The sequence below is a fragment of the Brevibacterium sp. 1718 genome, assembly GCF_051131255.1.
GTDB classification, from domain to species: Bacteria; Actinomycetota; Actinomycetes; order Actinomycetales; family Brevibacteriaceae; genus Brevibacterium; species Brevibacterium sediminis.
The window spans coordinates 895,331-921,792 of record NZ_CP186550.1 but is presented as its reverse complement, the minus strand read 5'-3'; the positions used below and the strand labels follow the sequence as shown (position 1 = coordinate 921,792).

24 protein-coding genes and 1 riboswitch are annotated in these 26,462 nt (G+C 65.8%); of the genes, 9 read left to right on the top strand and 15 right to left on the bottom strand.

Annotation, left to right across the window (positions count from 1 at the left end; translation table 11 throughout):
• Positions 1-55 precede the first annotated feature (55 nt).
• Positions 56-901, bottom strand: coding sequence for a DNA-formamidopyrimidine glycosylase family protein (locus tag ACOZ9V_RS03925; protein WP_434593830.1), 846 nt, complete (start codon positions 899-901; stop codon positions 56-58).
• Positions 902-1,132: 231 nt separating this feature from the next.
• Here ACOZ9V_RS03925 and ACOZ9V_RS03920 point away from each other — a divergent pair, with 231 nt between their 5' ends.
• On the top strand, positions 1,133-3,067 hold the full coding sequence (locus ACOZ9V_RS03920; protein ID WP_434593827.1) for an aconitate hydratase: 1,935 nt from the start codon (positions 1,133-1,135) through the stop codon (positions 3,065-3,067).
• 180 nt (positions 3,068-3,247) lie between these two features.
• Here the strand turns inward: ACOZ9V_RS03920 and ACOZ9V_RS03915 are convergent, their stop codons facing one another.
• The 3 genes from ACOZ9V_RS03915 to ACOZ9V_RS03905 all read right to left on the bottom strand — a co-directional run bounded on the left by ACOZ9V_RS03915 (position 3,248) and on the right by ACOZ9V_RS03905 (position 7,062).
• On the bottom strand, positions 3,248-4,726 hold the full coding sequence (locus tag ACOZ9V_RS03915; RefSeq protein ID WP_434593824.1) for a catalase: 1,479 nt from the start codon (positions 4,724-4,726) through the stop codon (positions 3,248-3,250).
• A 235-nt stretch (positions 4,727-4,961) separates the two neighbouring features.
• Positions 4,962-6,329 (bottom strand): hypothetical protein, encoded by a 1,368-nt coding sequence (locus tag ACOZ9V_RS03910; RefSeq protein ID WP_139469151.1) that lies wholly within the window; start codon positions 6,327-6,329, stop codon positions 4,962-4,964.
• A gap of 199 nt (positions 6,330-6,528) precedes the next feature.
• Positions 6,529-7,062 (bottom strand): HutD family protein, encoded by a 534-nt coding sequence (locus tag ACOZ9V_RS03905; RefSeq protein ID WP_139469150.1) that lies wholly within the window; start codon positions 7,060-7,062, stop codon positions 6,529-6,531.
• Between the two features lie 310 nt (positions 7,063-7,372).
• Here ACOZ9V_RS03905 and ACOZ9V_RS03900 point away from each other — a divergent pair, with 310 nt between their 5' ends.
• The gene (locus ACOZ9V_RS03900) at positions 7,373-8,755 is read left to right on the top strand and encodes an MFS transporter (protein ID WP_229664224.1); all 1,383 of its coding nucleotides are present in this window, start codon (positions 7,373-7,375) and stop codon (positions 8,753-8,755) included.
• A gap of 54 nt (positions 8,756-8,809) precedes the next feature.
• On the opposite strand, the gene ACOZ9V_RS03895 is transcribed toward ACOZ9V_RS03900, so the two are convergent.
• Positions 8,810-9,172 carry a VOC family protein gene (locus tag ACOZ9V_RS03895; RefSeq protein WP_139469148.1) on the bottom strand — a complete coding sequence of 121 codons (363 nt, stop codon included), beginning with the start codon at positions 9,170-9,172 and terminating at the stop codon, positions 8,810-8,812.
• A gap of 128 nt (positions 9,173-9,300) precedes the next feature.
• Here ACOZ9V_RS03895 and ACOZ9V_RS03890 point away from each other — a divergent pair, with 128 nt between their 5' ends.
• The 4 genes from ACOZ9V_RS03890 to ACOZ9V_RS03875 all read left to right on the top strand — a co-directional run bounded on the left by ACOZ9V_RS03890 (position 9,301) and on the right by ACOZ9V_RS03875 (position 13,395).
• Positions 9,301-10,326 (top strand): ATP-grasp domain-containing protein, encoded by a 1,026-nt coding sequence (locus ACOZ9V_RS03890; protein ID WP_434593820.1) that lies wholly within the window; start codon positions 9,301-9,303, stop codon positions 10,324-10,326.
• Positions 10,327-10,397: 71 nt separating this feature from the next.
• Positions 10,398-11,015, top strand: a complete 618-nt coding sequence (locus ACOZ9V_RS03885) for a uridine kinase (protein WP_434593817.1) — start codon at positions 10,398-10,400, stop codon at positions 11,013-11,015.
• A gap of 56 nt (positions 11,016-11,071) precedes the next feature.
• Positions 11,072-11,178: riboswitch (TPP riboswitch) on the top strand.
• Entirely contained in the window at positions 11,173-11,859 is a 687-nt protein-coding gene (locus tag ACOZ9V_RS03880; RefSeq protein WP_434593815.1) for a TenA family protein, read from the top strand. (Overlaps the previous riboswitch by 6 nt.)
• Before the next feature lie 54 nt (positions 11,860-11,913).
• Positions 11,914-13,395, top strand: coding sequence for a phytoene desaturase family protein (locus ACOZ9V_RS03875; protein ID WP_434593812.1), 1,482 nt, complete (start codon positions 11,914-11,916; stop codon positions 13,393-13,395).
• A 57-nt stretch (positions 13,396-13,452) separates the two neighbouring features.
• Here ACOZ9V_RS03875 and ACOZ9V_RS03870 read toward each other — a convergent pair whose 3' ends face one another.
• Both ACOZ9V_RS03870 and ACOZ9V_RS03865 read right to left on the bottom strand, forming a co-directional pair.
• Entirely contained in the window at positions 13,453-14,649 is a 1,197-nt protein-coding gene (locus tag ACOZ9V_RS03870) for a hypothetical protein (RefSeq protein WP_434593809.1), read from the bottom strand.
• A complete protein-coding gene (locus tag ACOZ9V_RS03865) occupies positions 14,646-15,635 on the bottom strand; it encodes an EamA family transporter (protein ID WP_181272269.1) in 990 nt (329 codons plus the stop codon). Before ACOZ9V_RS03865 ends, ACOZ9V_RS03870 begins: the two co-directional genes overlap by 4 nt.
• A gap of 72 nt (positions 15,636-15,707) precedes the next feature.
• On the opposite strand from ACOZ9V_RS03865, the gene ACOZ9V_RS03860 reads away from it, so the two are divergent.
• Entirely contained in the window at positions 15,708-16,613 is a 906-nt protein-coding gene (locus tag ACOZ9V_RS03860) for a LysR family transcriptional regulator (protein ID WP_219922503.1), read from the top strand.
• Here ACOZ9V_RS03860 and ACOZ9V_RS03855 read toward each other — a convergent pair.
• The 3 genes from ACOZ9V_RS03855 to ACOZ9V_RS03845 form a co-directional block, all read right to left on the bottom strand.
• Complete coding sequence (locus ACOZ9V_RS03855) at positions 16,610-17,494, bottom strand: hypothetical protein (protein ID WP_434593805.1); 885 nt, start codon at positions 17,492-17,494, stop codon at positions 16,610-16,612. The genes ACOZ9V_RS03860 and ACOZ9V_RS03855 overlap by 4 nt on opposite strands.
• Positions 17,491-18,111, bottom strand: coding sequence for a hypothetical protein (locus ACOZ9V_RS03850; protein ID WP_181272271.1), 621 nt, complete (start codon positions 18,109-18,111; stop codon positions 17,491-17,493). Before ACOZ9V_RS03850 ends, ACOZ9V_RS03855 begins: the two co-directional genes overlap by 4 nt.
• A 129-nt stretch (positions 18,112-18,240) precedes the next feature.
• Positions 18,241-19,056 (bottom strand): hypothetical protein, encoded by an 816-nt coding sequence (locus ACOZ9V_RS03845; RefSeq protein WP_139470409.1) that lies wholly within the window; start codon positions 19,054-19,056, stop codon positions 18,241-18,243.
• 127 nt (positions 19,057-19,183) lie between these two features.
• On the opposite strand from ACOZ9V_RS03845, the gene ACOZ9V_RS03840 reads away from it, so the two are divergent.
• A complete protein-coding gene (locus tag ACOZ9V_RS03840) occupies positions 19,184-19,393 on the top strand; it encodes a DUF3073 domain-containing protein (RefSeq protein ID WP_101546328.1) in 210 nt (69 codons plus the stop codon).
• Positions 19,394-19,798: 405 nt separating this feature from the next.
• Here the strand turns inward: ACOZ9V_RS03840 and purM are convergent, their stop codons facing one another.
• The 3 genes from purM to ACOZ9V_RS03825 are packed head-to-tail and all read right to left on the bottom strand — an operon-like array spanning position 19,799 to position 22,921.
• Entirely contained in the window at positions 19,799-20,896 is a 1,098-nt protein-coding gene (purM, locus tag ACOZ9V_RS03835; RefSeq protein ID WP_259356891.1) for a phosphoribosylformylglycinamidine cyclo-ligase, read from the bottom strand.
• A 1-nt stretch (position 20,897) separates the two neighbouring features.
• A complete protein-coding gene (gene purF, locus ACOZ9V_RS03830) occupies positions 20,898-22,379 on the bottom strand; it encodes an amidophosphoribosyltransferase (protein ID WP_181272273.1) in 1,482 nt (493 codons plus the stop codon).
• Positions 22,380-22,423: 44 nt separating this feature from the next.
• Complete coding sequence (locus tag ACOZ9V_RS03825) at positions 22,424-22,921, bottom strand: hypothetical protein (RefSeq protein WP_434593799.1); 498 nt, start codon at positions 22,919-22,921, stop codon at positions 22,424-22,426.
• A 188-nt stretch (positions 22,922-23,109) separates the two neighbouring features.
• On the opposite strand from ACOZ9V_RS03825, the gene ACOZ9V_RS03820 reads away from it, so the two are divergent.
• Positions 23,110-24,087: a universal stress protein gene (locus tag ACOZ9V_RS03820; protein ID WP_434593796.1), complete on the top strand. Its 978-nt coding sequence runs from the start codon at positions 23,110-23,112 to the stop codon at positions 24,085-24,087.
• Positions 24,088-24,099: 12 nt separating this feature from the next.
• Here ACOZ9V_RS03820 and ACOZ9V_RS03815 read toward each other — a convergent pair whose 3' ends face one another.
• Positions 24,100-24,993 (bottom strand): EamA family transporter, encoded by an 894-nt coding sequence (locus ACOZ9V_RS03815; protein WP_434593794.1) that lies wholly within the window; start codon positions 24,991-24,993, stop codon positions 24,100-24,102.
• 25 nt (positions 24,994-25,018) lie between these two features.
• Positions 25,019-26,461: an aldehyde dehydrogenase family protein gene (locus tag ACOZ9V_RS03810; protein ID WP_139470415.1), complete on the bottom strand. Its 1,443-nt coding sequence runs from the start codon at positions 26,459-26,461 to the stop codon at positions 25,019-25,021.
• Between the last annotated feature and the right edge of the window lies 1 nt (position 26,462).

Here is a 26,462-nt window from a genome sequence, read left to right as displayed (position 1 = left end):
ATCCTGTCGATGGTGCCGTCCATGCCGGTGGTCGGACCTCACTTGAGGAGGCGCATCACTTGAGGAGGCGGTCCATTCGACGGTCGGAGAGCTTCCTTCCGCCGGTCTGACAGCCGGGGCAGTACTGGAGGGATTTGTCGGCAAAGGACACCTCGGCGATGGTCTCCCCGCAGACATGACAGGTCTCACCTGTGCGGCCGTGAACGGAGAATCCGCGTTTCTTCGCGGTTTTGATCTTGCCCGGCGGCAGGCCGACGAGGGCTGTGCGGGCGGCATCGAGCACCTCATGGATGGCGGTGTGCAGCGTCTGCGGGTCGACGGTCTTCGCGGTTGCGAACGGGGAGAGCTTCGCAGCGTGGAGGATCTCATCGGTATAGGCATTGCCGAGGCCCGAGATGATTCTCTGATCTTCGAGGACCGTTTTGATCCGGGAGGTCGACTCGGACAGTGCCGCGGCGAGTTCGTCGACGGTGAGACTCAGGGCGTCGGGACCCAGCGAGGCGAGGGCGGGCACCTCGGAGGGGTCACGGACGAGGGACACGGCGGCGTTCTTCTTCGATCCGGGTTCGATGAGGTCGAAGGCGGCTCCCGAGGCCAGGGTTACGCGCATTCCCAACGGCCCCTTGCCCATCCGGACCGGACCATTCGGTGCGGTGTCGTGCCAGTTCAGCCAGCCCATTCGGGCGAACCGGCAGACCAGGTTAAGTCCGTCGAAACCGATGACGAGGGCTCGCCCACGGCGGGCCACCTCGGTGATTGCAAGTCCGGCGAGCGCATCGATGCTCGGGTCGACGGTCTTGAGCAGGCTGAGCTCGGCGATGTCCGCGCGGGTGACGAAGTCCCCGACCAGCCGAGGACGCAGGAAGTCGACCAGCGCGTCGACCTCGGGCAGCTCCGGCATAGTCCCAGTATCCTCCTCACCTCCCAATCCCAACACCCCCAATTGCTACCTGACGGCGGCTCAGCAACCTCGCGCGAGGTTGCTGAGCCGCCGTCGGGTAGTTCTGAGACGCGCAAACCCGGTCGCAGGAGGTGACCGACCTTGAGAACCCGTCGGTCGAGGACTAGCGTGGATTGACCACCGCAAACCGAGTGGCTTCGGTGGATCGCTGACTGCCGAAGGAGGCGGACAATGGCTGAGAACGTTGCTCAGAAGCTCATCCGGTCACATCTGGAGTCCGGGGAGCTCGCTCCCGGAAACGAACTCGGGATCCGGATCGACCAGACTCTCACCCAGGATGCGACGGGCACCCTGGTCATGCTCGAGCTCGAGGCGCTCGGCCTCGACCGCATCCGCACGGAACTGTCCGTGCAGTACGTCGATCACAACCTGCTGCAGACCGATGAGAAGAACCCGGAGGACCACGAGTTCCTCCGCTCTGCCGCGGCACGGTTCGGTCTGTGGTTCTCCCCTGCCGGCAACGGCGTCTCCCACCCCGTTCACCAGTCGCGATTCGGAAAGCCCGGAGCCACTCTCATCGGTTCCGACTCACACACCTGCGCTGCCGGCGCCCTGGGAATGCTCGCGATCGGCGTCGGCGGGCTCGAGATCGCCATGGCCATGGCCGGTGAACCCCTCTTCATCAGCGCGCCGCAGATCATGGGCGTCGAACTCACGGGCACTTTGCCCGACTGGGTCTCGGCCAAGGACGTCATCCTCGAGATGCTGCGTCGCCACGGCGTCAAAGGCGGAGTCGGAAAGATCATCGAATATCACGGGGACGGACTGAAGAGCCTCACGGCCATGGACCGTCACGTGATTGCGAATATGGGTGCCGAGCTCGGCGCCACCGCCACGGTCTTCCCCGCCGACGATGCCGTCCGCGACTACCTTGAAGCCGTCGACCGCGGTGAGGATTTCACGCGCATCGAGGCCGATGAGGGCGCCGAATACGACCTCACCGACGCCATCGACCTCTCCCAGCTCGAGCCGCTCATCGCCGCACCTTCGTCGCCGGGCAATGTCACTCCGGTGCGCGAGGTCGCCGGCGAAGACGTCTTCCAGGTCGTCGTCGGCTCCTCGGCGAACCCGGGTCTGAGGGATTTCGCCGTCGTCGCCGAAACACTTGCCGACCGCCAGATCCACCAGCAGATCTCACTTGACATCAACCCCACCTCACGAGAGGTCCTTGCCGACCTCATCGCCGGCGGATGGCTGACCTCTCTGGTGGGATCCGGGGCCAGGATCCACCAGTCCGGCTGCATGGGCTGCATCGGCATGGGCCAGGCTCCGGCGGTCGGGCGCAACAGTCTGCGCACCATGCCGAGGAACTTCCCCGGCCGGTCCGGCACCGACGAGGACGCCGTGTGGCTGTGCTCGCCGGAGACCGCAGCCGCTGCCGCGCTGACCGGGAAGATCACCGATCCTCGCGATCTCGACATGGACTATCCCGAGGTGCGGCTACCCGAGAAGTACTCCGCGAACCGCAAGATGCTCGTCCCACCGCTGGGACCGGAGGAAGCCCGGTCGGTCGAGCTCGTGAAGGGAACGAACATCTCGACCCTGCCGGACTTCGAACCGCTGCCCGATGACATCGATCTGGAGATCCTGCTCAAGGTCGGCGACAACGTCTCCACCGACGAGATCATGCCCGCCGGATCCCGCGTTCTGCCGTATCGGTCGAACATCCCGAAGATCTCCGAGTTCGTCTATATCCAGATCGATGACACCTATGCCACCCGCGCCGCCGACCACGACGGAGGGCACGCGATCGTTGGTGGGGACAACTACGGTCAGGGGTCCTCACGCGAGCATGCGGTCATCGCTCCGCGCTATCTCGGACTGCGGGTCGTGGTGGCGAAATCGTTGGCGCGGATCCATTGGCAGAACCTCGCGAACTTCGGCGTCCTCGCTCTCGAGTTCACGAACGAGGCCGACTACGAATCCCTGTCCCAGGGTGATGTGCTTGAGTTCCGTGGTCTGCGCGATGAGCTCGGCGAAGGGACGACGATCACCGCCGAGGCGGCCGGCCGAAAGTTCGAATTCCGCCATGGCCTGTCGCCGCGTCAGGTCGAGATGGTCCTCGCCGGCGGTCGCATCGCCCAACGCGCCGCCCACCTCAATTGACTCCACGAACTACCTGACGGCGGCCCAGCAACCTGGCGCCAGGTTGCTGCGCCGCCGTCAGGTAGTAATTGGAAAAGAGAAAAAGAGAAGGCGGCCCGGACACTCCCGCGGTGGGGAGGTTCCGGGCCGCCGTCTCGTGCCGAATTCCGAGCGGTCAGACGCTCACAGTCTCAGAGCTTGTCAGCCCTTGACTTTGGCCTCGATGGCTGCGCCGACCTCGGCGTCGATGTTCTTCCAGTACTGGATCGCGTTCGACAGCACCGGCTCCTCGACTCCGTCGGAGAGTGCGCCGGCCACAGTCTCGATGAGCCCCTGGCGCTCCTCCTCGGAGTAGACCTCGCGAACCAGGGTGTGTGCCTGGCCGAAGTCGTCGTCCTCGGCGTGCAGGCTGTAGGCGCTGCGGACCAGCTCGCCATCGGCCTCCCAGCCGTTGTCGACCGGTCCCTGCTCGTCCTGGAAGGAACGTCCGTACGAGTTCGGGGCGTAGACCGGTGCATTACCCGAGTGGTGGTACTGCATCTGGCCTTCCTTGTCATACGAATTCGTCTTCGTGACAGGGGCGTTGACCGGCAGCTGGTTGAAGTTCGTGCCGATGCGGTTGCGCTGTGCATCCGGGTAGGAGAACACGCGTCCCAACAGCATCTTGTCCGGCGAGAGCCCGGTTCCCGGCACGGTGTTCGAGGGGCTGAAGGCAGCCTGCTCGATCTGCGCGAAGTGGTTCGAGGGGTTCTCGTTGAGGGTGAACTTGCCGACCTTGATGAGCGGGTAGTCCTTCTTCGACCAGGTCTTGGTCAGGTCGAAGGGGTTGAAGCGGTAGTCCTTGGCTTCTTCGTACGGCATGATCTGCACGCTGAAGGTCCAGGACGGGTAGTCCCCGCGCTCGATGGCATCGAACAGATCGCGACGGTGCATGTCCGCGTCCTCGCCAGCCATCCGACCGGCTTCCTCGTTGCTCATGTTCTCCACGCCCTGGTCGGTGTGGAAGTGGTACTTGACCCAGAACTTCTCACCTTCGGCGTTGATCCACATGTAGGTGTGCGAGGAGTAGCCGTTCATGTTCCGCCAGCTCCTGGGCAGACCGCGCGGTCCCATGAGGTAGGAGACCTGGTGGGCCGACTCGGGCGAGAGCGACCAGAAGTCCCACTGCATGTTGTTGCTGCGCAGACCCGAATCGGGGGTGCGCTTCTGCGAGTGGATGAAGTCGGGGAACTTCATGGGATCGCGGACGAAGAACACGGGGGTGTTGTTGCCCACCATGTCGAAGTTGCCCTCTTCGGTGTAGAACTTCAGCGCGAATCCGCGCACGTCGCGCCATGAGTCGGGCGAGCCGAGTTCACCGGCGACGGTGGAGAAGCGGGCCAGCATCGGGGTCTTCTTGCCCGGCTGCAGGAAGTCGGCCTTCGTGTACTTGGAGACGTCTTCGGTGACTTCGAGCTCACCGAATGCGCCGGATCCCTTGGCGTGGGGGCTGCGCTCGGGAACACGCTCACGGTCGAAGCGAGCAAGCTTCTCAACCAGAGCCACATCGTGGAGCAGCAGCGGCCCGTTCGCGCCCACACTCAGCGAGTGAGCATCGGATTCCCGCGGCGCACCGGACTCGGTCGTCGATGCCTTCGTATTGTCGTGACCGGCATATTCATGATCTGTATGTTGCGTCATAACATCTCCTTCAACCGTTTGATTTCAGGCGTCGTCGCCCAGCCCGCGATCACGGCCACCGGTGAGATGCGGTTCCCGCCGGTGCAGCTGATCGATCGGCTGAGCGCCGTTCGCCCAGTCTCGTTATCCCGACTTCGGCAGAACACTGTCGGAGTTGGTTTCAACCTAGCGATGTTCTCTACTTCATACAACCAAGGGTGGGCTGTCTAAATTCCCGTCCTCGACGTTGTCCGGCTCACCCCTCCGCCGAGGCGGCCGACCCACCACCGGAACCGCCGGTCGAGCCGCCGGTTCCGGATCCGCCCGAACCCGACGAGCCGCTGCCGGAACCGCTGCCCGAACCGTCCGAGCCGGATCCGGAGCCTGTGCTGCTGTTTGTGCCGCCGCTGGTGTCCCCGGTGCTGCCGGTGCCATCGGTCGAGGTGGAACCGCTGCTCGTTTCGGTGCCGTCGGTGCTCGTCGAACCGCCGGTGGAATCGCTCGTGCCCGTCGTCGTGTCCGTACCCTGAGAGTCCTGGCCCTCGGCCGCACCTTCGGTGCCGGTCTCCCCCGCCGAGGTGGACTGACCGTTCTGCGTGTTCGAGCCGCTGTTCGATGAGCTCTGACCGCCGTCGGCGCTCGACCCGGATCCGCTCGACGATTCGTCTCCTGCGCTCCCGGAGTTCGAGGTTCCGTCGTCGGTGACGGATTCGTCGTTCGTCGACTGTCCGGTCACTGATCGTGAGATCTGCGAGGTGCCCGGTGAGATATCGGCTTCGGTGAAGTTCTCGGCCACGACGACCGCGCCGAGTCCGATTCCGAAGGCGGCGACGCCGATCGTCAACGGGTAGAGGACTCGTTTGCGTCGCAGCTTCTGCCACCAGGAGCGGGGCTCGCTCTCGGTTTCACTGCTGTCGCCGTCTTCGGCTGTTCTGTCGTGCGGCACCGAGGCGGCTGACGCAGTCGCATGGCCACTGGTGGGCTCCGGCGGGGCGAAGGCCGAATCCTCGGCAAGTGTCTGATCGACAGCTGCGGTCTTCGCGGTGGGGTTCTTTGCGATCTTCGCCTTGACGGCCGGGGCCAGCTTGGAGCCGACCTCTTGGATCTTCTCCTTGCCTTTGTCGAGGCTGCGGCCGTAGAGGGTGACGGCGAGACCGGTGACGATGCTCGCGATGCCCGCGCCGACGACGGTGCCGGCGACGCCGAGCTGACCGCCGATGACCGAGGAGGTCGCCGCGGCACCGGCACCCGCGATCAGCTGGGTGGCTGAAATTCGCCCTTCGGACTTCTTCTCGTCGGCACCGCCAGCCGCTTCTTCCGCCTGGCTTCCGTCCCTCGACGGCACCGAGGCGGTCCGCTGCCCGCCCTCGGTGCCCACGGTCTCCGTCGACACGCTCTTCGCCGGACTTGCTCCGGTCCGATCGTCACGGCGGATCGGATTGGGCGGCATCACCGGAGTAGTGACATGCTCGGTCGGCGCCGTCTCGGTCCGAGGCCTCTCCGCGATCTCCTCGGTGATGAGCGGCAGAGTCTGAGAGTGCCGCGGCGCGCTCGGCGGAGCCTCACTGCCGGGAGTCGTCCGCTGCTTGTCCGTCTGGTCGGTTTCGCCGTGATTCGATGCCAATGGTCCTCCATAAACACGTACTTCTCACCAGTATCGGACTCGAGTGTGCGGGCATCCTGACCCACCCCCTCGCAGTCTGGGAGATCGCTGACCCAGCCGACCGCGGGTAGGCGTGGTGACCTGCGAGAACGACGACCGGTGTGATGCGGCAGACACGCGCTTCACACCATTTCCCCAGCCGTGTGGACCCCGTCTTCCCTCAGTGCAGGAGGACTCCGCCGAGGCGGTCCGCCGGACCGTCGGAACCGGTGAGTTCGAACAGCTGGAAACGCGGGCGGTCCGGGCTCGACGCGAGGGTGAGGAGGAAGGCGGCGCCGTCGTCCGCTCTCACTGCGTGTTCCTCGTCGGGGCCGATCATCACCAGCCCTCGCCGAGGCGGGTCGACCGAATCCGCCTGAGCGACCATGAGATTGACTGCGAAGCACGGCTCATCCAGTTCAGTGAGCACGACGGCTCGGTCCCCGCGGAAGCGCAGCGGAGTCAGCCGGGGAATGCGGTGTGTTCGACCGTCGACGGACAGCACCACCTCGGCGGTGGGCAGGAAGGTGCGCGCCATCCCGGGCAGGGCGGAGAACTCGGCGGTGCGATCGAGCCGTGCGATGCTCAGTCGCCACGGCCGCGCAAGCGGGGTCAGGTTCTCGGAGTCGGCGAGGGAGACGAGCTCGGTCGTCTCCCCGGCACCGTTGGCCCAGGGAACGGGATCACGATCATCAAAGCTGGTGAGAACGCGCATGGAACCACTTTAGACGGACCTGCGACGGGCTGTTCACAACCTTGAGATCGGGGGTTCCCGCGCAATCGGGGTTGCCATGAGAGCTGAGAGGACTAGCCTTGAGTGGTGTTTTTCGTCGGGGCGACCTGGCTGAGAGCAACGACATCAACCAGAACGATGAGGGGCTCGCGGAGACGACTGCGCGTGATTCTCAGACTCTGTGGATTCGCGCCCGGGTCGCGTTCCCGCAAGCCTCTCACCGGCAATCGGAGGGAGGGACATGTTCGGACCGGATAATGTCCGCCGGCGGTGGCGGCCGGAAGAGATCACAGTGACCAAGCCCGATGTGACGAAGCGGGCCATCGGCGCCGCGGCCATCGGCAACATCACCGAGTGGTACGACTTCGGTGTCTACGGCTACCTCGCCGTCGTGATTGAGGGAATCTTTCTGCCGGAGGACTCAGGACCGATCGGGACCGTCATCGTCGCCGGACTCTTCGCCGTCGCCTTCCTTGTCCGTCCGCTCGGCGGTCTGGTGTTCGGCCCTTTGGCCGACAAGATCGGGCGCAACAAGGTGCTGGCGATGACGATGATCATGATGGCTGCCGGCACCTTCCTCATCGGTGTCATCCCCGACTATGCGACCGTCGGCCTGTGGGCACCGTTCCTGTTGCTGGCCTGCCGTCTGCTCCAGGGGTTCTCCACCGGCGGCGAGTACTCGAATGCGATGACCTTCATCGCCGAATACGCACCCGACCGGCGCCGCGGCTTCCTCGGCAGCCTGCTCGAGGTCGGAACGTTCACCGGCTACGTCCTCGGTGCACTCGTCGCCACGATCATGCAGGCTGTTTCGACTCCCGAGTTCCTCGAGTCGTGGGGCTGGAGGATCCCGTTCTTCGTCGCTCTGCCTCTCGGCTTCATCGGCGTCTACCTGCGCACGAAGCTCGCGGATACTCCTGCCTACAAGGAGATGGAGAAGCTCTCCGAACAGGAGGAGCAGAAGAACCACGCCAAGGGCGAGTTCAAGAAGATCTTCAAGCTGTGGCCGAACCTGCTGGCCTGCTGTGGTCTGGTGCTGGCGTGGAACGTGACGAACTACATGCTCACCTCCTTCATTCCCGTGTACTTCCCGATGGTCGAGGACCTCCAGGGCAGCGGCGGAGTCTCAGAACTGACCTCGCAGGTCCTGCAGATCATCGTCATGGCCTGCTGTCTGGCGCTCATCCCGGTCATCGGCAAGCTCTCGGACAGGCTGGGCCGCAAGGCCGTTGTGCGCGCGGGAGCGCTCTCGCTCATCGTGCTCTCGTTCCCGTCACTGTGGCTCATCCGCGGGCACAACGACTTCGTGGTCTTCCTCGGGCTGCTCATCATGGGGCTCAGCCTCATCTGCTTCAGCGCTACGATGCCCTCGACTCTGCCGTCGCTGTTCCCGACGATGGTCCGCGCCGGTGCACTGGCGATCGCGTTCAACGTCTCGATCTCGCTGTTCGGCGGCACGACGTCGTTCGTCATGACCTCGCTCATCAACGCCACCGGATTCCTCATGTGGCCGGCGATCTACCTCATGGCCGCTGGAGTCATCGGGCTCGTCACGATCCACTTCGTGCCTGAGAGCAATCGTCGTCCGCTGTGGGGTTCGACTCCGTCGGCGGCGTCGAAGGAAGAGGCGAAGGACCTCGCCCAGGAGCTCAACGAGGAGGCCGACCTGGTCTGAGCCGGCGCGTATCAGCGCCGTCGGTCTCTCCGGATCAGCTCTGGGCGGGGCCGGTCATCCCTTGCACAGGCAGAACGGGTGGCCGGCCGGGTCGAGGAACACTCGGAACGTCTCTCCCGGCTGCTCTGGGGCCTTGCCTGCGCCGATCTCGAGCACGGCTTCCTCGGCGACGTCGAGGTCATCGACCATGACGTCGAGGTGCATCTGCTGCGGGTGGGCCTGCCCGGGCCAGCTGGGTGCGTGGTAGTCCTCGACCTGCTGGATGCAGATCGGCGGCCACGAATTGGAGACGACTTCTGCCCAGGTGCCGTCTTCTTCGACGGTGACCGACCAGTCCAGGAGTTTGCCGTAGAACTCTGCGAGTTCACCGGCGTCAGGGGCGTCGAGCACGACAACGGGCTGCTTTGCGATAGCCATGCCCCGAGTCTACGCCGCCGCACTGACACAGCGAAGGGCTGGACACCAGGGCGTAGGATTGTTGAGCAGATCCGCCGATGTTTCCGCGTACTCTCGGCCGCACCGGCTCCACACGATGAAGGTTCGCGATGAGTTCTCATGCCCTGCCCGTCGGCGGCACTCCGACGGTGCACATCATCCACGACAATCCGGAATGGATCGCACCATTCACGGATGCGCTCGACCGCCTCGGCGTCGCACACGTCGAATGGCTGCTGCCCGAGACCACGATCGATCTCGACGCCGAGCCCCCACAGGGGGTGTTCTGGTCGCGGCTGTCGGCGTCGGCGCACACCCGGACCGATCCGCATGTGAAGGAGTACGGGCGTGCGGTCCTCGACTGGCTCGCCGCCGCCGGCCGCCGAGTCATCAACGGACGCGATGTCTACGAGCTCGAGGTGAGCAAGGTCCGTCAGCATCGCGAGCTGGCCGGCCGGGGCTTCGATGTTCCGCGCACCGCCGCCGCGTTCGGACCGGGGGCGCTCGTCGACGCCGCGGCCGGCTTCACTCCCCCATTCATCACGAAGCACAATCAGGGCGGCAAGGGCCTCGGTGTGCGTCGCTTCGACTCCCACGCCGAGCTCGAGGCGGTCGCCGATGAGTTCGCGCCCGGTGGAGCGAATGCGCCGATCGACGGCATCACCCTCATCCAGGAATATGTGCAGCCTGCCCAGCCGTTCATCACCCGTGCCGAAGTCATCGGCGGACGCTTCCACTATGCGGTGCGCGTCGACATCTCAGGTGGGTCGTTCGAGCTGTGCCCGGCCGATGCCTGCACGATTCCGAGTGCCGGGGCCGATCCCGACGTCGAGGCGGTCCCCCAGTTCGCCCGCCGTGAGGAGATCACGGCCGGAACACCGCTCATCGCTCGGCTCGAGACGTTGTTGGCCGACCTCGGCATCGAGATCGCCGGCGTCGAGTTCATCGAGACCGCCGACGGCCGTCAGGTCGTCTACGACATCAACACGAACACGAACTACAACCCGTCCGTCGAGTCCGCCGAACAGTCGGCAGGTCGTCAGCCTGCCGCGGACCGTATCGCCGATTTCATCGCCGACACCCTCGCCGAGGCGGCCCCACCGTCCGTGCCACTCGCCGGGTCCGCATCCAGGTGAGGTCCCGGGACACGGTCCTACGTCACCTGCTCGCCGATCTCCGCGCAGTCCGGCCTAGGCAACGCGCTCTCGTGGCCCTCGATGGGGTCGACGGTGTGGGGAAGACGATGCTCGCTCACGAGCTCGTGAATTTGGCCAAGACCGCTGCGGACGTTCCTGGACAAGATTCCGACCGCCGGGTCACCGCCATCAGCATCGACGGGTTCCACCACCCTCGGGCGATCCGCTACGCCCAAGGCAAGGGGCCAGACACCTTCTATCGCCGTTCCTATGATTACGGAGCCTTCGTCGAATCCGTCGTCGAACCACTTCGACGAGGCGACTCGGTCGTTCCAGCCGTGTGGGACGTCGACAAGGATCGGCCGATAGCGCCCGAACCTCGGAGCCTGCCGAACGACTGCGTCCTCCTGGTCGAGGGAATCTTCCTCCATCGTCCCGAGCTTGTGGATCTCTGGGATGCGAGCATCTGGGTCGATGTTCCGTTTGAAGTCTCGGTCCCACGAGGAAACGAGCGATTTGCCGGAGCCTTCGATGCCGATCCCGAGGATGAGTCGAATCGCCGCTACGTCGGTGGTCAGCGACTCTACTTCGCCGAGGCTGCTCCGTGGGAAAACGCCACATGGGTGCTCGACAATCGCGATCTGGAACGGCCGACCCTGATCCGCCGGTCCGGGCCCGACCGGCCCTGATCTGCCGGCCCTGGCCCGTTCGCTCTGACAGCACACCTTATCCCGATGATAGTGTCGATGTGCTACAGGGGAGCGCCGAAAGGACCGGCGCTGAGAGTGCGCATGCAGACCCTTTGAACCTGATCCGGTGAGCACCGGCGGAGGGAGTGGACAAGCAATGACCACCACAGATTTCGACACATCGATCACCGTGGACGCCGACGGAGCGGTATCAGCACTGGTGAGTTCGACCAGCCGGCAGTGGGCGGGAGCCGTCGAACACAGATTCGTCCAGGATCTCTTCGCCGGCAGCATCGACGACGCAGTGATGCGCGACTATCTGGTGCAGGACTATCAGTTCTTCGAGTCGTTTCTGTCGATGCTCGGCGCGTGCGTGGCCCACGCCGATGAACTCGAGGCGAAGCTGCGGTTCGCCCGACAGCTGGGAATGCTCGTCGCCGATGAGGACACCTATTTCGTCGACTCCTTCGCCGAATTGGGAGTCGATACAGCCGATTATCTCCACCCGGAACTGACCGCCCCGACGGTTGGGTTCCGCAATCTCATGGACTCGTCAGTCGCTTCGGCGTCGTATCCGCAGCTGCTCGTCGTCCTCGTTGTCGCCGAATGGCTCTATCTCGACTGGGCCGAGTCCCGGAAGGACATGCCGCCGCGACATATTCACCGAGGCTGGATCGATCTCCACCGAGGCGAGGCCTTTCACGGGTGGGTGCAGTTCCTCGTCGACGAACTCGAACGCGTCTTCCCCTCCGGCGACGCCGAAGCCGCCGAGTCCCTGACCCGCGTGTGGCGGCACGCCGTCGACCTCGAATGCGCTTTCTTCGACAACGTGTACGACAACTGAGCCGCCAGGGAACGCACACCGCAGCCGTCCATCTCACTGACCTAGACTGGCCCCATGAGCACAGGTGTAGATGCAGTCGTCATCGGATCCGGCCCGAACGGCATGGCCGCCGCCGTCACCATGGCCCGTGCCGGGCTGAGCGTCGAAGTCTACGAGGCTCAGCCGACGATCGGCGGCGGCGCCCGCACCCTCGACCTCGGTCTGGCCCCCGGCGTCACTCATGACATCTGCTCGGCCGTCCACCCACTGGCCATCGCCAGCCCCTTCTTCGTCGACTTCGACCTGCGTGCCCGCGGCCTCGAGTTCACCACCCCCGAGATCTCCTACGCCCAGCCCCTCGACGGCAAACCCGCCGCGCTGGCCTTCCACGATCTCGAAAAGACGGTCGACCACCTCGGCGCGGCAGGACCGGAATGGCGGCGTTTCTTCGCTCCGCTGCTCGACCGGGTCGATGACGCGATCTGGCTCTCCCTCGGTGACAAACGTTCTGTGCCAGAGACCCTGCGCGATCTTCCCGGCATCGCGAACGTCGTGAAGTTCGGCCTGCGGCTCCTGTCCCAGGCCAGTCCCGCGTGGAACATTCCGCTCTCCCACGAATCCTCCCAGGCCCTGTTCACCGGCGTCGCCGCGCACGCCATCGGTGGGCTGCCGGCGATGGGCACCGCGGCCACGGCCACGATGCTCTCTACCGTCGCCCACGCGGGCGGCTGGCCCTCCCCCATCGGCGGATCGCAGTCGATCATCGACTACCTCGTCGCCGACCTCGAAGCCCACGGCGGAACCGTGCACACGGATGCGCGCATCGACCACGTATCGGACATGCCCGCTGCCCGCGCCTACCTGCTCGACACCTCGGCGCTGAACGCCGCGCAGATCTTCTCCGGCCTCATCCCGAGCCACGTCGACAAAGCCCTGCGCAGCTTCAAACACGGCAACGCCGCTGCCAAGGTCGACTTCGTCCTCAATGGACCGGTCCCCTGGTCCGACCCCGAGGTCGGCCGTGCCGGCACTATCCACATCGGCGGATCCCGGACGCAGATGGCCGCCGCCGAGGCACAGGTGATGTCCGGTCGCATGCCCGCCGATCCCGTGTGCCTCGTCTCGGATCCGACCGTCTTCGACCCATCCCGCGAGGTGAACGGCCTGCGACCGCTGTGGACGTATGCGCACGTGCCCTTCGACTGCCCGCTCGACCCGACCGAGTACATCACCCGCCAGCTCGAACGCTTCGCCCCGGGCTTCCGCGACCGCATCGTCGCGCACAACGCGATCCCCGCCTCCGAGATGGCCGGGCACAACCAGAACTACATCGGCGGGGACATCGCCACCGGCATCGTCTCCTTCTACCGGATGATGGCCCGCCCGCGCACCAGCTGGGACAACTACAGCCTCGGCGTCCCCGGTGCCTACCTGTGCTCGGCAGCGACCCCGCCGGCACCGGGCGTGCACGGGATGAACGGCTGGTTCGCCGCCCGCCGGGCTCTCAAGTCCCGGTTCGGGATCACGGAGGCCCCGAGCCTGGCCCCGGGCGACTGATCCCTCCCTGCCGGCCCCGACCGTCTGAGCGCGTCTCCACAGGGACGCGCGGCCGGCTCAGCCCCGCACCCACCGATCAGCGTCGCTGTCATAGTGCCATTCGGCCACCTCGGTGACGGCCTCGATGACGTTGTTCAGCCAGTACGTAGTATCCGGGTGCCAGCCCGCCACGAGACTCGCGGTCCGATCGTCCGTGTTACCTGCCGTGGGGATGGTCTCCGATTCCTCGCCGAGGTGGCCCTCCGCCACATCGATGACCGCACCTGCCGCCCGCAGATAGCCGGCGAGACCGACGTGGACACCGTCGTATTCCTCGGCCACGCGTGTCCAGTCGGGGATGACCCAGCGTCCCCTGCGACCGGTGGTCTCGAACCACACCTGACGGCGCTGGGCGGTGACGTCGAGTGGGTAGCGGCGGCACAGATCCGCCCAGTCCTCCGGACGGCGGATCTCGGCGATGCGGGCGTCCGGGCGCAGGCGCAGACGGCAGGTTCGGGCGCGTTCGAGACCGAGGTCATCCTCAACGAGTTCGAGGCCGATCGGGGTTCCATCCGGCCACGTTCCCGTCGACGACCAGAGGCCATGGGGTGGGGTCGACCACCATTCGCCGGTGAGCTCGTCGTAGGGGTCCTTGGCGAAGTTGTGACGGTAACGGGTTTCCGTGGTGAGGACAGAGGCGAGCCACTCGTCGAATCCCCAGGGGAGCCTCGTTCCGTCTTCGTCAAGAGGCGGGTATAGATCGGTCAGAGTGATTTCTATGCGCTCATCCGTCGGGCCTGTCTCGAGGTCGAAGACCGCGGGCAGTCCTGTGTGGCGTCCATTGACTTCATTGAGTTCTTTGTCGTCCCAGCCCAGCGCCCACTGATCATCGGGATCGAGTGGCTTCGACCAGGCATCTAGCAAGCCCGTGGAAACGAGCATCTCGGCGAAAGGACGCAGAGCCTCGCGCACCTCGCCGATTTCCGCGGTCCCCCAATCGTCATCATCAGGAGGCTGCCAATACACTGCAGCGTCGACTACGTCGGACATGGCTTCCTTAACTGCACTCCAAGTCGGCGCAATCGGGCACAGGCACCTCAGATTGCGCACCACCGCCTCCGCGCCTGGGGCTTCTTCATCGCCAGTCCACGGAAAACTCTCGACCTGCTCGAGGGCCAGCCCGAACACGAGCGAGCGTCCCCGCGGGGACGCGAGCAGATCCTCGGCGGACAGGCGGTCGTCATGAAGGGTCGGAGGCGCATCATCGGCGGTCATGACCTCAGGCTACGCGAACACCTGTCAACTGGCCCTGATGGAATCGCCCGCGTCGAATCCTCCGTTGGCGCGCTCACCGGCACGACCGCCTCAGCGGCGGCGAGAATCCGCGCCCCTTTCGCGGCCTTCAAACCCGCGCCGAGGACCCCGATGATGACAAGGACGGCCCCGCACAGCTCGCCGACGGTGACCCGCTCGCCGAGGAAGACGAACGCCGCGCTCATTCCGACGACGGGCACGAGCATCGAGAAGGGGGCGACGACTCCGGCGGGGTTGCGCGACATCAGCCACGACCACACGCCCGAACCGAGGATCGTCGCGATGACCACTGTATAGATCAGCCCAGCGATGGCAAGAAGTCCGGTTGGGGTGGTCAGTCCCGAAAACGACGCCCCGACCCGGTCGGGTCCTTCGACCGCAAGGGAGAGGGCGAGCATCGGCACGGGCGGGACGAGCGACATCCACATCGTCAGCTTGATCGGCTCAGTGGTGTGAGCCTGCCGGTTGCAGATATTGCCGATCGCCCAGCCGAAGGCGCCGGCGAGGGTGAGGAGGAAGGGCAGGAAGCTCGCGTTCGAGTCGAAGCGCTGCCAGCCGACGACGGCGAGCCCTGCCATCGCGATGAGGAGGAAGGCCATCTGCGAGCCGCGGACCCTCTCGCGCAGGAATGTCATGCCCAGCAGCACCGTGAAGGGGCCCGAGGCTTGGAGGACGAGGGACGCGAGGCCCGCGGGCATGCCGGCGGCCATCGCCCAGTAGAGGAAGAGGAACTGCAGCAGTCCGAAGCCGAGTCCGTAGCCGATGATCCACCGCGCTTTGACGTCGGGCTTCGGTACGAAGAGCAGCGCGGGAACCGCGAGCAGGGCGAAGCGCAGAGCCACGAGGAAGAAGGGTGGGAACTGGGCCAGGGAGAGATCGATGGCGAGGAAATTCAGTCCCCACATGACCGCCACCGAGGCGGCGAGAAGGCAGTGCTTGAATGACATGGCCCCATTCTCAACTTCGAGAACAATGAAGCACAATCGCAGAGTGCTTCATCGACTCTGTAGCATGGCTTCATGGTCATCGATCCGAAGCATCTTGAGCTGCTGCGCCTGTTCGACGAATACGGCAGCGTCACCGCCGTCGCCGATGTCACCCATCGCTCCCCGTCGGCCGTCTCTCAGCAGCTGAGGCAGGCCGGGAGCGAGATCGGCCACGCTCTCGTCGAACCCGCCGGTCGCGGACTCACGCTCACAGCCGCGGGACGACTGCTCGCCGACGGTGGTCGGGACGTGGCCCGCACGCTTGCCCGGGTGCAGGCCCGATGGGAGGGCCACCTCGGCGAAGCTGCCGGAGAGATCGCCCTGGCCGGGCTGCCGAGCGCGCTCACCCACCTCCTCCCCGATGCGCTGCGCAGGCTGCGGGAGGACCACCCGCACATCGATCTGCGCATGGACGATGTCGACCTCGCCGAGCACGAATTCGCGGGGCTGACCCGAGATGTCGATATCGTCGTCGCACACAGCCTCGTCGCCGAACGCCCCCTGGGTACCGACGGACTCACCGTCGTCCCGCTCGCCCGCGAACCGATCGACGTGGCCCTCGCCATCGGCCATCGGCTTGCCGATCGCGCCGAGCTGACCCCGGACGATGTCGTCGATTGTCGCTGGGTGGGAGTGCCCCGCGGATACCCCTTCGACACGATCCTCACCTCGATCGAGCATCTCACCGGTCGCGACCTCGACGTCGTCCAACGCATCCGGGACAACCGGCTCATCGAAGCGATCGTCGCCTCCTCGGACCAGGTCGCGCTCCTCCCCCGGTTCACGACGCCGCGCGATGCGGGACTGTCACTGGTGCCACTGACGGGGGTGACGACGACACGCTGGATCGTAGCCGTGATGCGTCCGGACACGGCCGAACGTGTCGCGGTGCGCGCTGTGATCAGCGCGCTCAGCCGGGTCGACGACGCCGCGGATTAGGCGGTGCCCGTGCTGGTGAAGCGCTTGGGCACGAGCTTCTCCAGGGGCAGGAACGCCGCCCAGCAGATGACGGTCGGCAGGAAGTGGATGCCCAGCGCCAGGTAGGTCATGAGGTGGAAGAGGAAGAAGAAGGCTACGGCCCCGTACAGCCACCCGCGCTTGAGGAACAGCACAACCGGCGAAAGGAACTCGAAGACGAGTGTCGCCCATTGCGCGGCGATGAGGAGGCCGGGCATCTCGAGGAACGGTTTCGACCATTCGGCGCCGCGGCGCATGAGCGCCCAAATGATGACCGCACCGTTGGCCCAGTGGGTGATGTTGCCCGAGGCGATCCACTTCATCACCACCGAGTAGAAGTAGGTGAGGACGACGGAGATCTGCACCATCCGCAGCGCCCAGCCGGCCCGCGCCGAGGCGGTGCCGACGTCCCGGAAGCGCGCCGTTCCGATCGTCGGCAGGACGAAGGCGGCGATGACGAGCGCCATATGATCGTGGGCGACGTAACCGTAGCCCTGGGTGTAGAACATCCACGCGCCGAAGCTGAGCGCCACCGCCCAGCCGCTGAGGCGCTGAAGGATTCCGGCGGCGGCGAGCAGCGAGAAGACGATGATGAGGGTGAGCAGGATCTGCGCACCGAGGACGCTGACAGCAGGGATGTGGAGGAACCGGGCCAGCCACAGCGGCTGGTAGAACTCGGGCGTCCAGCCGTGGGCGATGACATCACCGGAGATCGTGAGCACATCGATGATGATGAACAGGTAGATGAAGACACGGAACACGGCCACCCGAGCGAGGGGGACCTCGGGCATGAACCAGCGGAGGAGCGGAATCGTGGGGGCCGCCTCGGTGGGGGTGGATCTCAAGGTCGGGATGCTGCTCATCGGACCTCCCACTTCGCCAGCGTCGTCTGTTCGGGTTCGCCGACGGCCAGGCCGTTCTTCAGCTGTGTGGTGGTGCGGCAGAGGATCATCGTTTCGGGCTTCGGTTCGTCCGGGTGCAGCCGGATGTACGAGTCGGCCATCGACTGCAGGAGTTCGGGGTGGGCGATGACTCTGTCGAGCTGGGATTCGACGTCACCGCGTTCGATGCCGACGGTCGCGGCATTGAACCCGAGGCGGCGCGGTTCGTCCTCGCCGGGGAACTGAGCTTCGATGCACGTGGAGTTCACGGTTCCGTTGAGGTCTTTGGCGGTGGCGTACTGGGTGAGCGATCCGAGCGGGAAGAAGTCGTTCGTGTTGAGGAACTGTCCGCAGGTGAGGATGACGAAGGCGATGGCGGGAACGACGATGCGCCAGCCGACGGAGACCTTCGACAGCGGTTTCACCCGGGTCGCGGGGTTCGGGGTACCGGTGGACGTGGCAACGTCGGTCGCGGACTCATCGGAGGCGGACTGATCCGAGCCGGGCTCGCCTGTGCGTGAGGCGGACGATGCGGCGGGGTCAGGCCCCTGAGCAGCGGGGTCCTGGCTCGTCAGGAGACGGCGCTTCTTCTCTTCCATACGCTTGCGGGACTCGTCCTCTCGGGTGCGGCTCGTTCGCAGACAATCCTATCCGCCCTTCTTACTACCTGACGGGGGCTGAGCAACCTGGCGCCAGGTTGCTCAGCCCCCGTCAGGTAGTAATTGGGGTCAGGAGCTGCGGGCGTAGAGGTTGAGCTGCTCCCAGCCGGCCGCATACTTCTGGAAGGCGGCGACCGCTGACTCGGAATCGTTGTTGCTCAGCGCCGTGACCCACGAGTCGACGAGTTCCGCGGCTTCGCTCGGCCACAGCACATCGGACATCCCGCCGAGGTCGAGTTCGAGGACCGAGTTCATGTCGAAGGTGTCGATCCACTCGGCCAGAACCGAGGTCTGCTCGACCATATCGACGACCTTCGAGGTGTCCGCGATCGTCTCCGAGGCCCATTCCATGCGCGCCGAGGCGGCCAGGATATCCGTATGGATGAGCACCCGGAGGCCCTCGTCGGTCTCCTCGGTGATGATCTGATCCTCGGTCAGAGAGAAGAACAGCCACCACGACGGGGGCACGTCCCAGGCAGAGACGCGGGTGAAGATCCGCGTGTCCTTGGCGTCCTGCAGCCACTCCGCACGACGGCTGGCGGCACGTCGGCGAGCGGACTTCGGAGCGACGATGTCCAAGGTCGCCTTCGAGGTGTGCTCGGCCAGCGAATCGAGCGCCTCCCATCCACGAATGTCTTCCTGAGCAGGACAGAAACGGTCCACCCCGTCCGCGGTCTGAGACGCTGGAAGGTAGATCGGAGTGCGCCGAAAGGAATCAGCCACGGGCGAAGGCGGCAGGGAGATCAAGCGCTTGTCAGCGTCGTGGGAGATCTGCTCCTCGATGCGTGACCTGTTGTCCTCTACCTGCCTGTCTTGCAATTCGGAATGCACCACAAGGGGTTCGAAGATCCGCAGGGTGACGACATAATCGCGACGGTAGGCCATGGGTTCAGCCTATCCAAGGTCCACTCACAAAATGGAACTTCCCAGTATGAACAGGTAGGATTTAAGCGCATAGCAGAGATCTAGTCCGGGGCCATTCGCCCCATTGACGACGGAGGGGGTCACGCCAGTGGGTCGCGGCCGCGCAAAGGCAAAGCAGATCAAGGTAGCTCGGAAGCTGAAGTACTACAGCCCGGATACCGACCTTAATAGACTCCAGCAGGAGCTGGGCGCCGACGCGAGCAAGTCCGGTCCGTCCGATCCGTACGACGATGAACCCGACTACTCGGCTTACGCCGACAAGTACAATGTCGACGATGACGACGAGTACGAGAACTGAGCTCGGATGAGTCCAGCCGCACACGGCTGATCTGACACGCACTGAGGGCGGGGACTTCGGTCCCCGCCCTCAGTCGTGCGCGCAGACGGTCGTGGGCCCGCCGCTCCCTCCGCTCGTGGGCATTCCCCCGCCGAGGCGGCACTCGCCATGCGCAACCGCGCCGAATGACCGAGAACTCGAGTTCCATCCCCTCGTCGAGGCGGCTGTGACCGAGGAGCATCACGCACCGTTGAGTGCAATTCCTCCACTCCCGCGGCCATCACGCACCGCAAGCAGCACACCCCCGTGCAGGAACACGAGGGTGTGAGACTAACGGTGTGCGAAGCCTCTGCGCCGAGAGGGCGAGACTAACGGTGAGGGATGCCCCGCGACCAGGCCAGCCGGCTGCGCGAGGCACGCGACCCATTACTGCAGGATCGCGGCGCCGCCGTCGACGCCCTTGGCGCCCTGCACATAGTAGGGATCGGTCGCCAGCGAACCGTCATCGGCGGCGACTTCGCCGAGCACCCAGGCTCCGGGGCTCGCCTTGAGCACACCATCGACCGACGCTGCGTCGACGACGAGGACCATGCCGACGCCGAGGTTCCAGGTGCGTTCCCGGTCGTCCTGCGGCACTCCGCCGAGGTCGCCGAGCACGGAGAACACGGCCGGGATCTCCCACGAGGCACGCGACATCTTCGCGACCAGACCCTGCGGAAGCACCCTGGCCACATTGGCCGACAGTCCCCCGCCGGTGACGTGCGAGACCGAATGCACCGCGTCGGGCAGTGCGTCGAAGAGAGCGGCGAGCTCGCCAGTGTAGACATGAGTGGGAACGAGCAGCTCCTCACCGAGGGTGCGCCCGAATTCCGACACATGCGTATCCAGGCCCCATCCCGCCTCGGCGATGATGTGGCGGACCAGCGAGTATCCGTTGGAGTGGATGCCCGAGGACGGCAGACCGATGAGCACGTCCCCGGCACGGACCTTCTCCGGGCCGAGCAGTTTCGAAGCCTCGACGACTCCGGTGGCGGCACCGGCGACATCGTACTCATCGACCCCGAGCAGACCCGGGTGTTCGGCGGTCTCCCCGCCGACCAGTGCGACTCCGGCCGAGGCGCAGGCGTCGGCGATTCCGCGCACGATATCAGCGATGCGTTCGGCCACGACCTTGCCGCAGGCGATGTAGTCGGTCATGAAAAGAGGCCGGGCACCGCAGACGATGATGTCGTCGACGACCATACCGACGAGGTCGTAGCCGATGGTGTCGTGCTTGTCCATGGCCTGAGCGATGGCGACCTTCGTACCCACACCGTCGGTCGACGAGGCGAGCAGCGGACGCTCGAAGTCCTTGAGCACGGAGACGTCGAAGAGTCCGGCGAATCCGCCCATCCCACCGACGACCGAGGAGTTGTGGGTGGCCGAGACCGCGGCCTTCATGAGTTCGACGGCGCGGTCTCCGGCCTCGACGTCGACGCCTGCGGCGGCATAGGTGGTGGACTTCGGGTTCGCGTCGGAACTCAACTCAGCATCCTTTGTCGGCGGGGGTGTTGTTGACGGGAATCGGGTATTCGCCCGAGAAGCAGGCGGTGCACAGCTGGCTGCGCTCCTGCTGGGTGGCGGCGATCATGCCGTCCAGAGAGATATAGCCCAGAGAGTCCGCACCGAGGTTCTCGCAGATCTCGTTCGTCGTCAGCCCGTTGGCGATGAGCTCGGCACGGGTGGCGAAGTCGATTCCGTAGAAGCACGGCCACTTCACCGGCGGGGACGAGATGCGCACATGGACCTCTGCCGCTCCGGCTTCCCGCAGCATGCGCACCAGCGCCCGCTGGGTGTTTCCGCGCACGATCGAATCGTCGACGACGACGAGGCGTCGGCCTTCGATGTTCTCCCGGATCGGGTTGAGCTTGAGGCGGATGCCCAGCTGCCGCAGGGTCTGTGAGGGCTGGATGAACGTGCGTCCGACATAGGCGTTCTTCATCAGCCCCTGGCCGAACGGGATGCCCGAGGCCTCGGCATAGCCGACGGCCGCAGGGGTTCCGGATTCGGGAGTGGCGATGACGAGGTCGGCGTCGACCGGGTATTCCTCGGCGAGCTGCCGGCCCATCTGGGTGCGCGCGGCGTGGACGTTCTTGCCGGCGAGCATGCTGTCGGGACGGGCGAGGTAGACGTATTCGAAGACGCAGCGGGCCTGGTCCGGTTCGGCGAAGCGGTGCGAACGCAGACCGTCCTCGTCGATGGCGATGAGCTCTCCGGGTTCGATGTCGCGGACGAACTTCGCGCCGACGATGTCGAGCGCCGCGGTCTCCGAGGCGACGACCCAGCCGTTCTCCAGCCGTCCCAGCGACAGGGGCCTCACCCCGTGCCGGTCCCGGGCGGCGTAGAGGGTGTGCTCGTCCATGTAGACCAGCGAGAACGCACCTTCGACATGGGGCAGCAGGGTCAGGGCCGCCTCGGTGAGGTTCTCACCCTCTTCGGTCGCGAACAGCTCGGTGACCAGGGAGGTGTCGTTCGACGAATCACGGAAGGGCCGGGTGCGGGACGTCTTCTTCGTGGCCTCCTCGACGACCTTCGTCGCGTGGTCGCGACGGGAATCGGCCATGGCCTCGAGGGCGTCGAAGTTCGTCAGATTGCCGTTGTGCGCCAATGCCACGGTGCCGAACGGAGTCGGCCCCAGGGTGGGCTGAGCGTTCTCGAACGACGGTGATCCGGTCGTCGAATACCGTGTGTGCCCGACGGCGATATGGCCCTGCAGAAGCTCGAGATCGCGCTCATGGAAGACCTGGGAGACCAGGCCCATGTCGCGGTAGATGAGGATCTGCTTGCCGTTGCTGGCAGCGATTCCCGCGGACTCCTGTCCGCGGTGCTGCAGGGCGTAGAGCCCGAAGTATGTGAGTTTGGCGGTTTCCTCGCCGGGGGCCCAGACTCCGAACACACCGCATTCGTCCTGCGGTCCGCGGTCCTGGGGGTCGATTTCGTGCGTCAGCTGCCCGTCTCCTCTTGCCACGAGTGAAATTGTCTCATACCCGCAACGGCGCTCTGACCCGGTGATCAGACTGTGGAACCGGGGGCCGTATCCCGGCCCGTTCCCGCCTCGTCCGCATCGTCGGCAGTGGGCTCAACATCGTCTGCCGCTGGTGCGGAGTCATCCGCCTCAGGTGCGGCGTCCAGGCTCGCCGAGGCGGCTCCGCCCTCGGCGGCGCCGGCATCCGGGTCCTCCCCGCGGGCTTCGGCGATGCGACGGCGCGCGATCTCCTTCGGGTCGTCGACCACGTCGATCTGCGCACCGACCCGGAACTCCTTCGACTTCTTCCGCCCCCGCCAATCGAGGATGAGCGCGACGAGTCCGCCGAGGAACAGTCCGCCGATCCCGAGGACGAGCAGCAGCAGGCCCAGTCCCTTGGCCACCGTGTAGCCCATCGGCATATCGGCCGGGTCGACGAAGACCGCGAGGATTCCAGCAAGCACGATGCCGAGCACCGCGCCGATGCCCATGAACACCGAGTACTTGGGGCTGCGACGGACGGAGACGTCGATCTGGTCCTTCATGATCTCCTTGGACACGTGGCCTTGAGGCCGATGAAACGCCGGGATCGCCCCGGAACAACAGGTCGCGAACAGTCTAGTCGAGTCAGCCTGAGGTTCCTCCCAGGCAGTCTCATGCCAGTTCCCATAAACTGGACACAACTATGCTGGACTCAACCAGATTGACGGTCACTGAAGACAGAGGTTCCGATATGTCCCACACGATCATCGTCGGCATCGACGGTTCCGACAACGCCGAATGCGCCCTGCAGTGGGCGATCACGCATGCGCAGAAGACCTCCTCCGAGATCCGCATCGTCTCCGCCTACACCGTCCCCGGCGTCAATATGAGCCAGGCCGACATCGTCTACCCCGCCGACTTCGACAGCGCCGTGAAGAAGACCGTCGAAGACATCGCCGAGGCGGCCGCCGCCACCGTCACCAAGGCCGGCGTTCCCGTATCGACGACGATCGCGCCCGGTGACGCCTCCGGGGTCATGGTCGAGCATTCGAAGAACGCCGCCCTCGCCGTCGTCGGCGCCCGCGGTCGCGGCGGGTTCGCCGGTCGTCTCCTCGGATCCGTGGCCCTGGCGATGCCCGCGCACTCGCAGTGCCCCACTGTCGTCGTCCCGAGCACGTGGCCGACCCGGGTCATGCCGACGACTCCCCTGCCCGTCGACGATCCCGTCCGCACGACGCATGACCCCACCGCCGAGGCGGACCGACGAACCCGACCCGATTTCTCAGGGGAGGTCGTCGCCGCCGTCGATCCCTTCGAGACCGACACCCCGGTGCTGCGTGCCGCAGCCTCTCAGGCCGCGATCTACGGTGTTCCGCTGCGCCTCGTCGGAGTCACCGCCACGCACATCCTCTCGCCCGAGTGGATGCCCAGCGAGGAGCACCTCATCCGGATGTACGACGAAGCGGCGAAGTCCTTCACCGCCGCTGCCGACTCGCTGAAGGGCGACTTCCCCGATCTCGAGGTGCGGTACTCGGTCTTCGATGCTCCCGCCACCGAGGTCCTCGTATCCGCCACGTACACCGCCGAGCTCATGGTCATCGGCTCCCGCGGCCGTGGCGGGTTCGTCGCCACCGTCCTCGGGTCGACGTCGCAGGGTGTGCTCTCGCACGCCGTGTGCCCGGTGCGGGTGGTGCGGGTCAACCGCCGTCAGCCCGGGCGCCGCCGCTGAATCGCGTCTCTCTCACCCGAGGGCGATGAGCCCGATACCCAAGACCACGATGAGGGCACCGGCGAGTTTGAGCACCACGTTCCTCTCTCCGAAGAACCACCAGGCCAGCAGGGTGCCGACGATGATCGAGGTCTCCCGCACGGGGGCCACGAGCGCCACCGGTGCCTGCTGCATCGCATAGAGGACGAGCACATACGCCAGGGGTGAGAGGATCGCCACGGTCACCAGCGCGCGCTTGTGGCTCGTCAGGATCTCCCGGAAGTCCGCCCGCTTCTCCCGCCCGCCGGGAAGCGCGAAGGCTCCCGCGGTCATGATCAGCCCGACGCAGGCTTCGGAGACGGCGAAGTAGAGCAGCGGAGAGTCGCTGACATGGTTGACGGCGAAGTCGTCCCACAGCGTGTACGAGGCGATGAACGCCCCGATCAGCCCGCCCCAGGCGAGCCCGCGGCGCAAGCCGTCACTGCTGGTGGGGCCGACCCCGCCGCGGGGACGGATCGTGACGACAGCGATCCCGGCGATGACGGTGAAGGCTCCGGCCGCCTCGGCGAGGGTGGGACGCTCACCGAGGAAGGCCACGGCGATGATGATCGTGACCACGGGCCCGGTGCCGCGCGCCGTCGGATAGACGACGCCGAGCGGGGCGTGGTCGTAGCCGGACTGCAGGGCCACGGAGTAGGCGATGTGGAAGACCGCGCTCAGCGCCGCCGCACCGACCAGACCCCAGTTCAGCGACTGGCCTCCGGAGGCGATGATGACGATTGCTATCGGAGCGAGCAGGATCGCCGAGAGCCCGTGGTAGGCGAGCACGAAGGCAAAGCCCTTGCCGGTGACGGACTTCGCGGCGAGGTTCCATACGGCGTGGGCGACGGAAGCGATGAGGACGAGCCCGAGGACTGGAAAGGTCACCTCGGCACCGCCCTCTTCGGCACAGTCACAGTTTGATGGCGACGGTCTTCGTCTGCGTGTATTCGTCGAGAGCTTCGATGGACTTCTCGCGTCCGTAGCCGGACTTCTTGAACCCGCCGAAGGGCAGTTCGACTCCCCCGCCGGCACCGTAGGTGTTGACGAAGATCTGACCGGCGTCGACCTCGGCGGCCAGTCGGTGGGCACGGGAGATGTTCTGCGTCCACAGGGCCGAGACCAGACCGTAGTCGGTGCCGTTGGCCAGCGCCACGGCCTCATCGTCGTCGGCGAACGGCAGGGTCACGACGACGGGACCGAAGACTTCCTCCTGGGCGATCCGGGACGCCGGGTCGACGGAGTCGACGATGGTCGGGGTGATGAACGCCCCTGCCGCAAGGTCGTCGGCCAGCCCGTCGGGCCGTATTCCGCCGGTGACGATCTGCCCGGAGTCGACCTCGGAGAGGAACCCGTCCACCCGCTCATGCTGCTTGGCCGAGATCAGGGGCCCGAGCATCGGGTCGTCGAGACCGTAGCCGATGGTCACCTGCGCCATGGCGGCGGCCATCTTCTCGACGACCTCGGCGTGGATGTCACGGTGGACGATGAGCCGGGACCCGGCCGAGCAGGTCTGCCCGGCGTTCTGGATGATCGAGCGCACCAGCGACGGGATCGCCACATCGATATCGGCGTCGGAGAAGACGATGTTCGCGGACTTCCCACCGAGTTCGAGGACCGTGGGCACGACCCGATCGGCAGCGGCGTGGGCGATGGCCGAACCGGTCTGCGTCGATCCGACGAAGCCAAGATGTGCGACTCCGGGGTGGGCGCTCAGTGCCGCTCCCGCCTCGGCGCCGAGGCCGGTGACGACGTTGAAGGCTCCGGCCGGGAAGCCGACGGAGTGGATGAGTTCGGCCAGCCGTACGGTCGACCGCGGGGTCTCGTCCGCGGGTTTGGCGACGGCGCAGTTGCCGGTGGCCAGCGAGGTGGCGGCGGCACGGCCGATGAGCTGGAGCGGATAGTTCCAGGCCACGATGTGCCCCGTGACGCCGAAGGGTTCTCGGCGCGTGTAGACGTGCATGTCCTCGGCCAGCGGGATCGCGTGACCGTAATAGGACTCGATGGTGTGCCCGTAGAACTCGAAGTAACGGGCGCATACATCGACGTCGGCATAGGCCTGGGTGAGAGGTTTGCCCGTGTCCTCGGATTCGATGCGGGCCAGATCGTCGCGGTTGGCGATGATGACGGCCGCGGTGGCGATGAGCAGACGGGAGCGCTGCTCGGGGCTCGAGCGCTTCCATTCCTGCTGCGCTTTCGCCGCAGCCTGCACCGCCCGGTCGACTTCATCGGCCCCGGCGCGGGCGATATCGCCGAGCTGGCCGCCGGTGGCCGGGTCGATATTGGCGTAGGTGAGCAGTGACGGCACATGCCGCCCGCCGATGAACGACGTCGTCTGCGTGATCTGTGCGCTCATG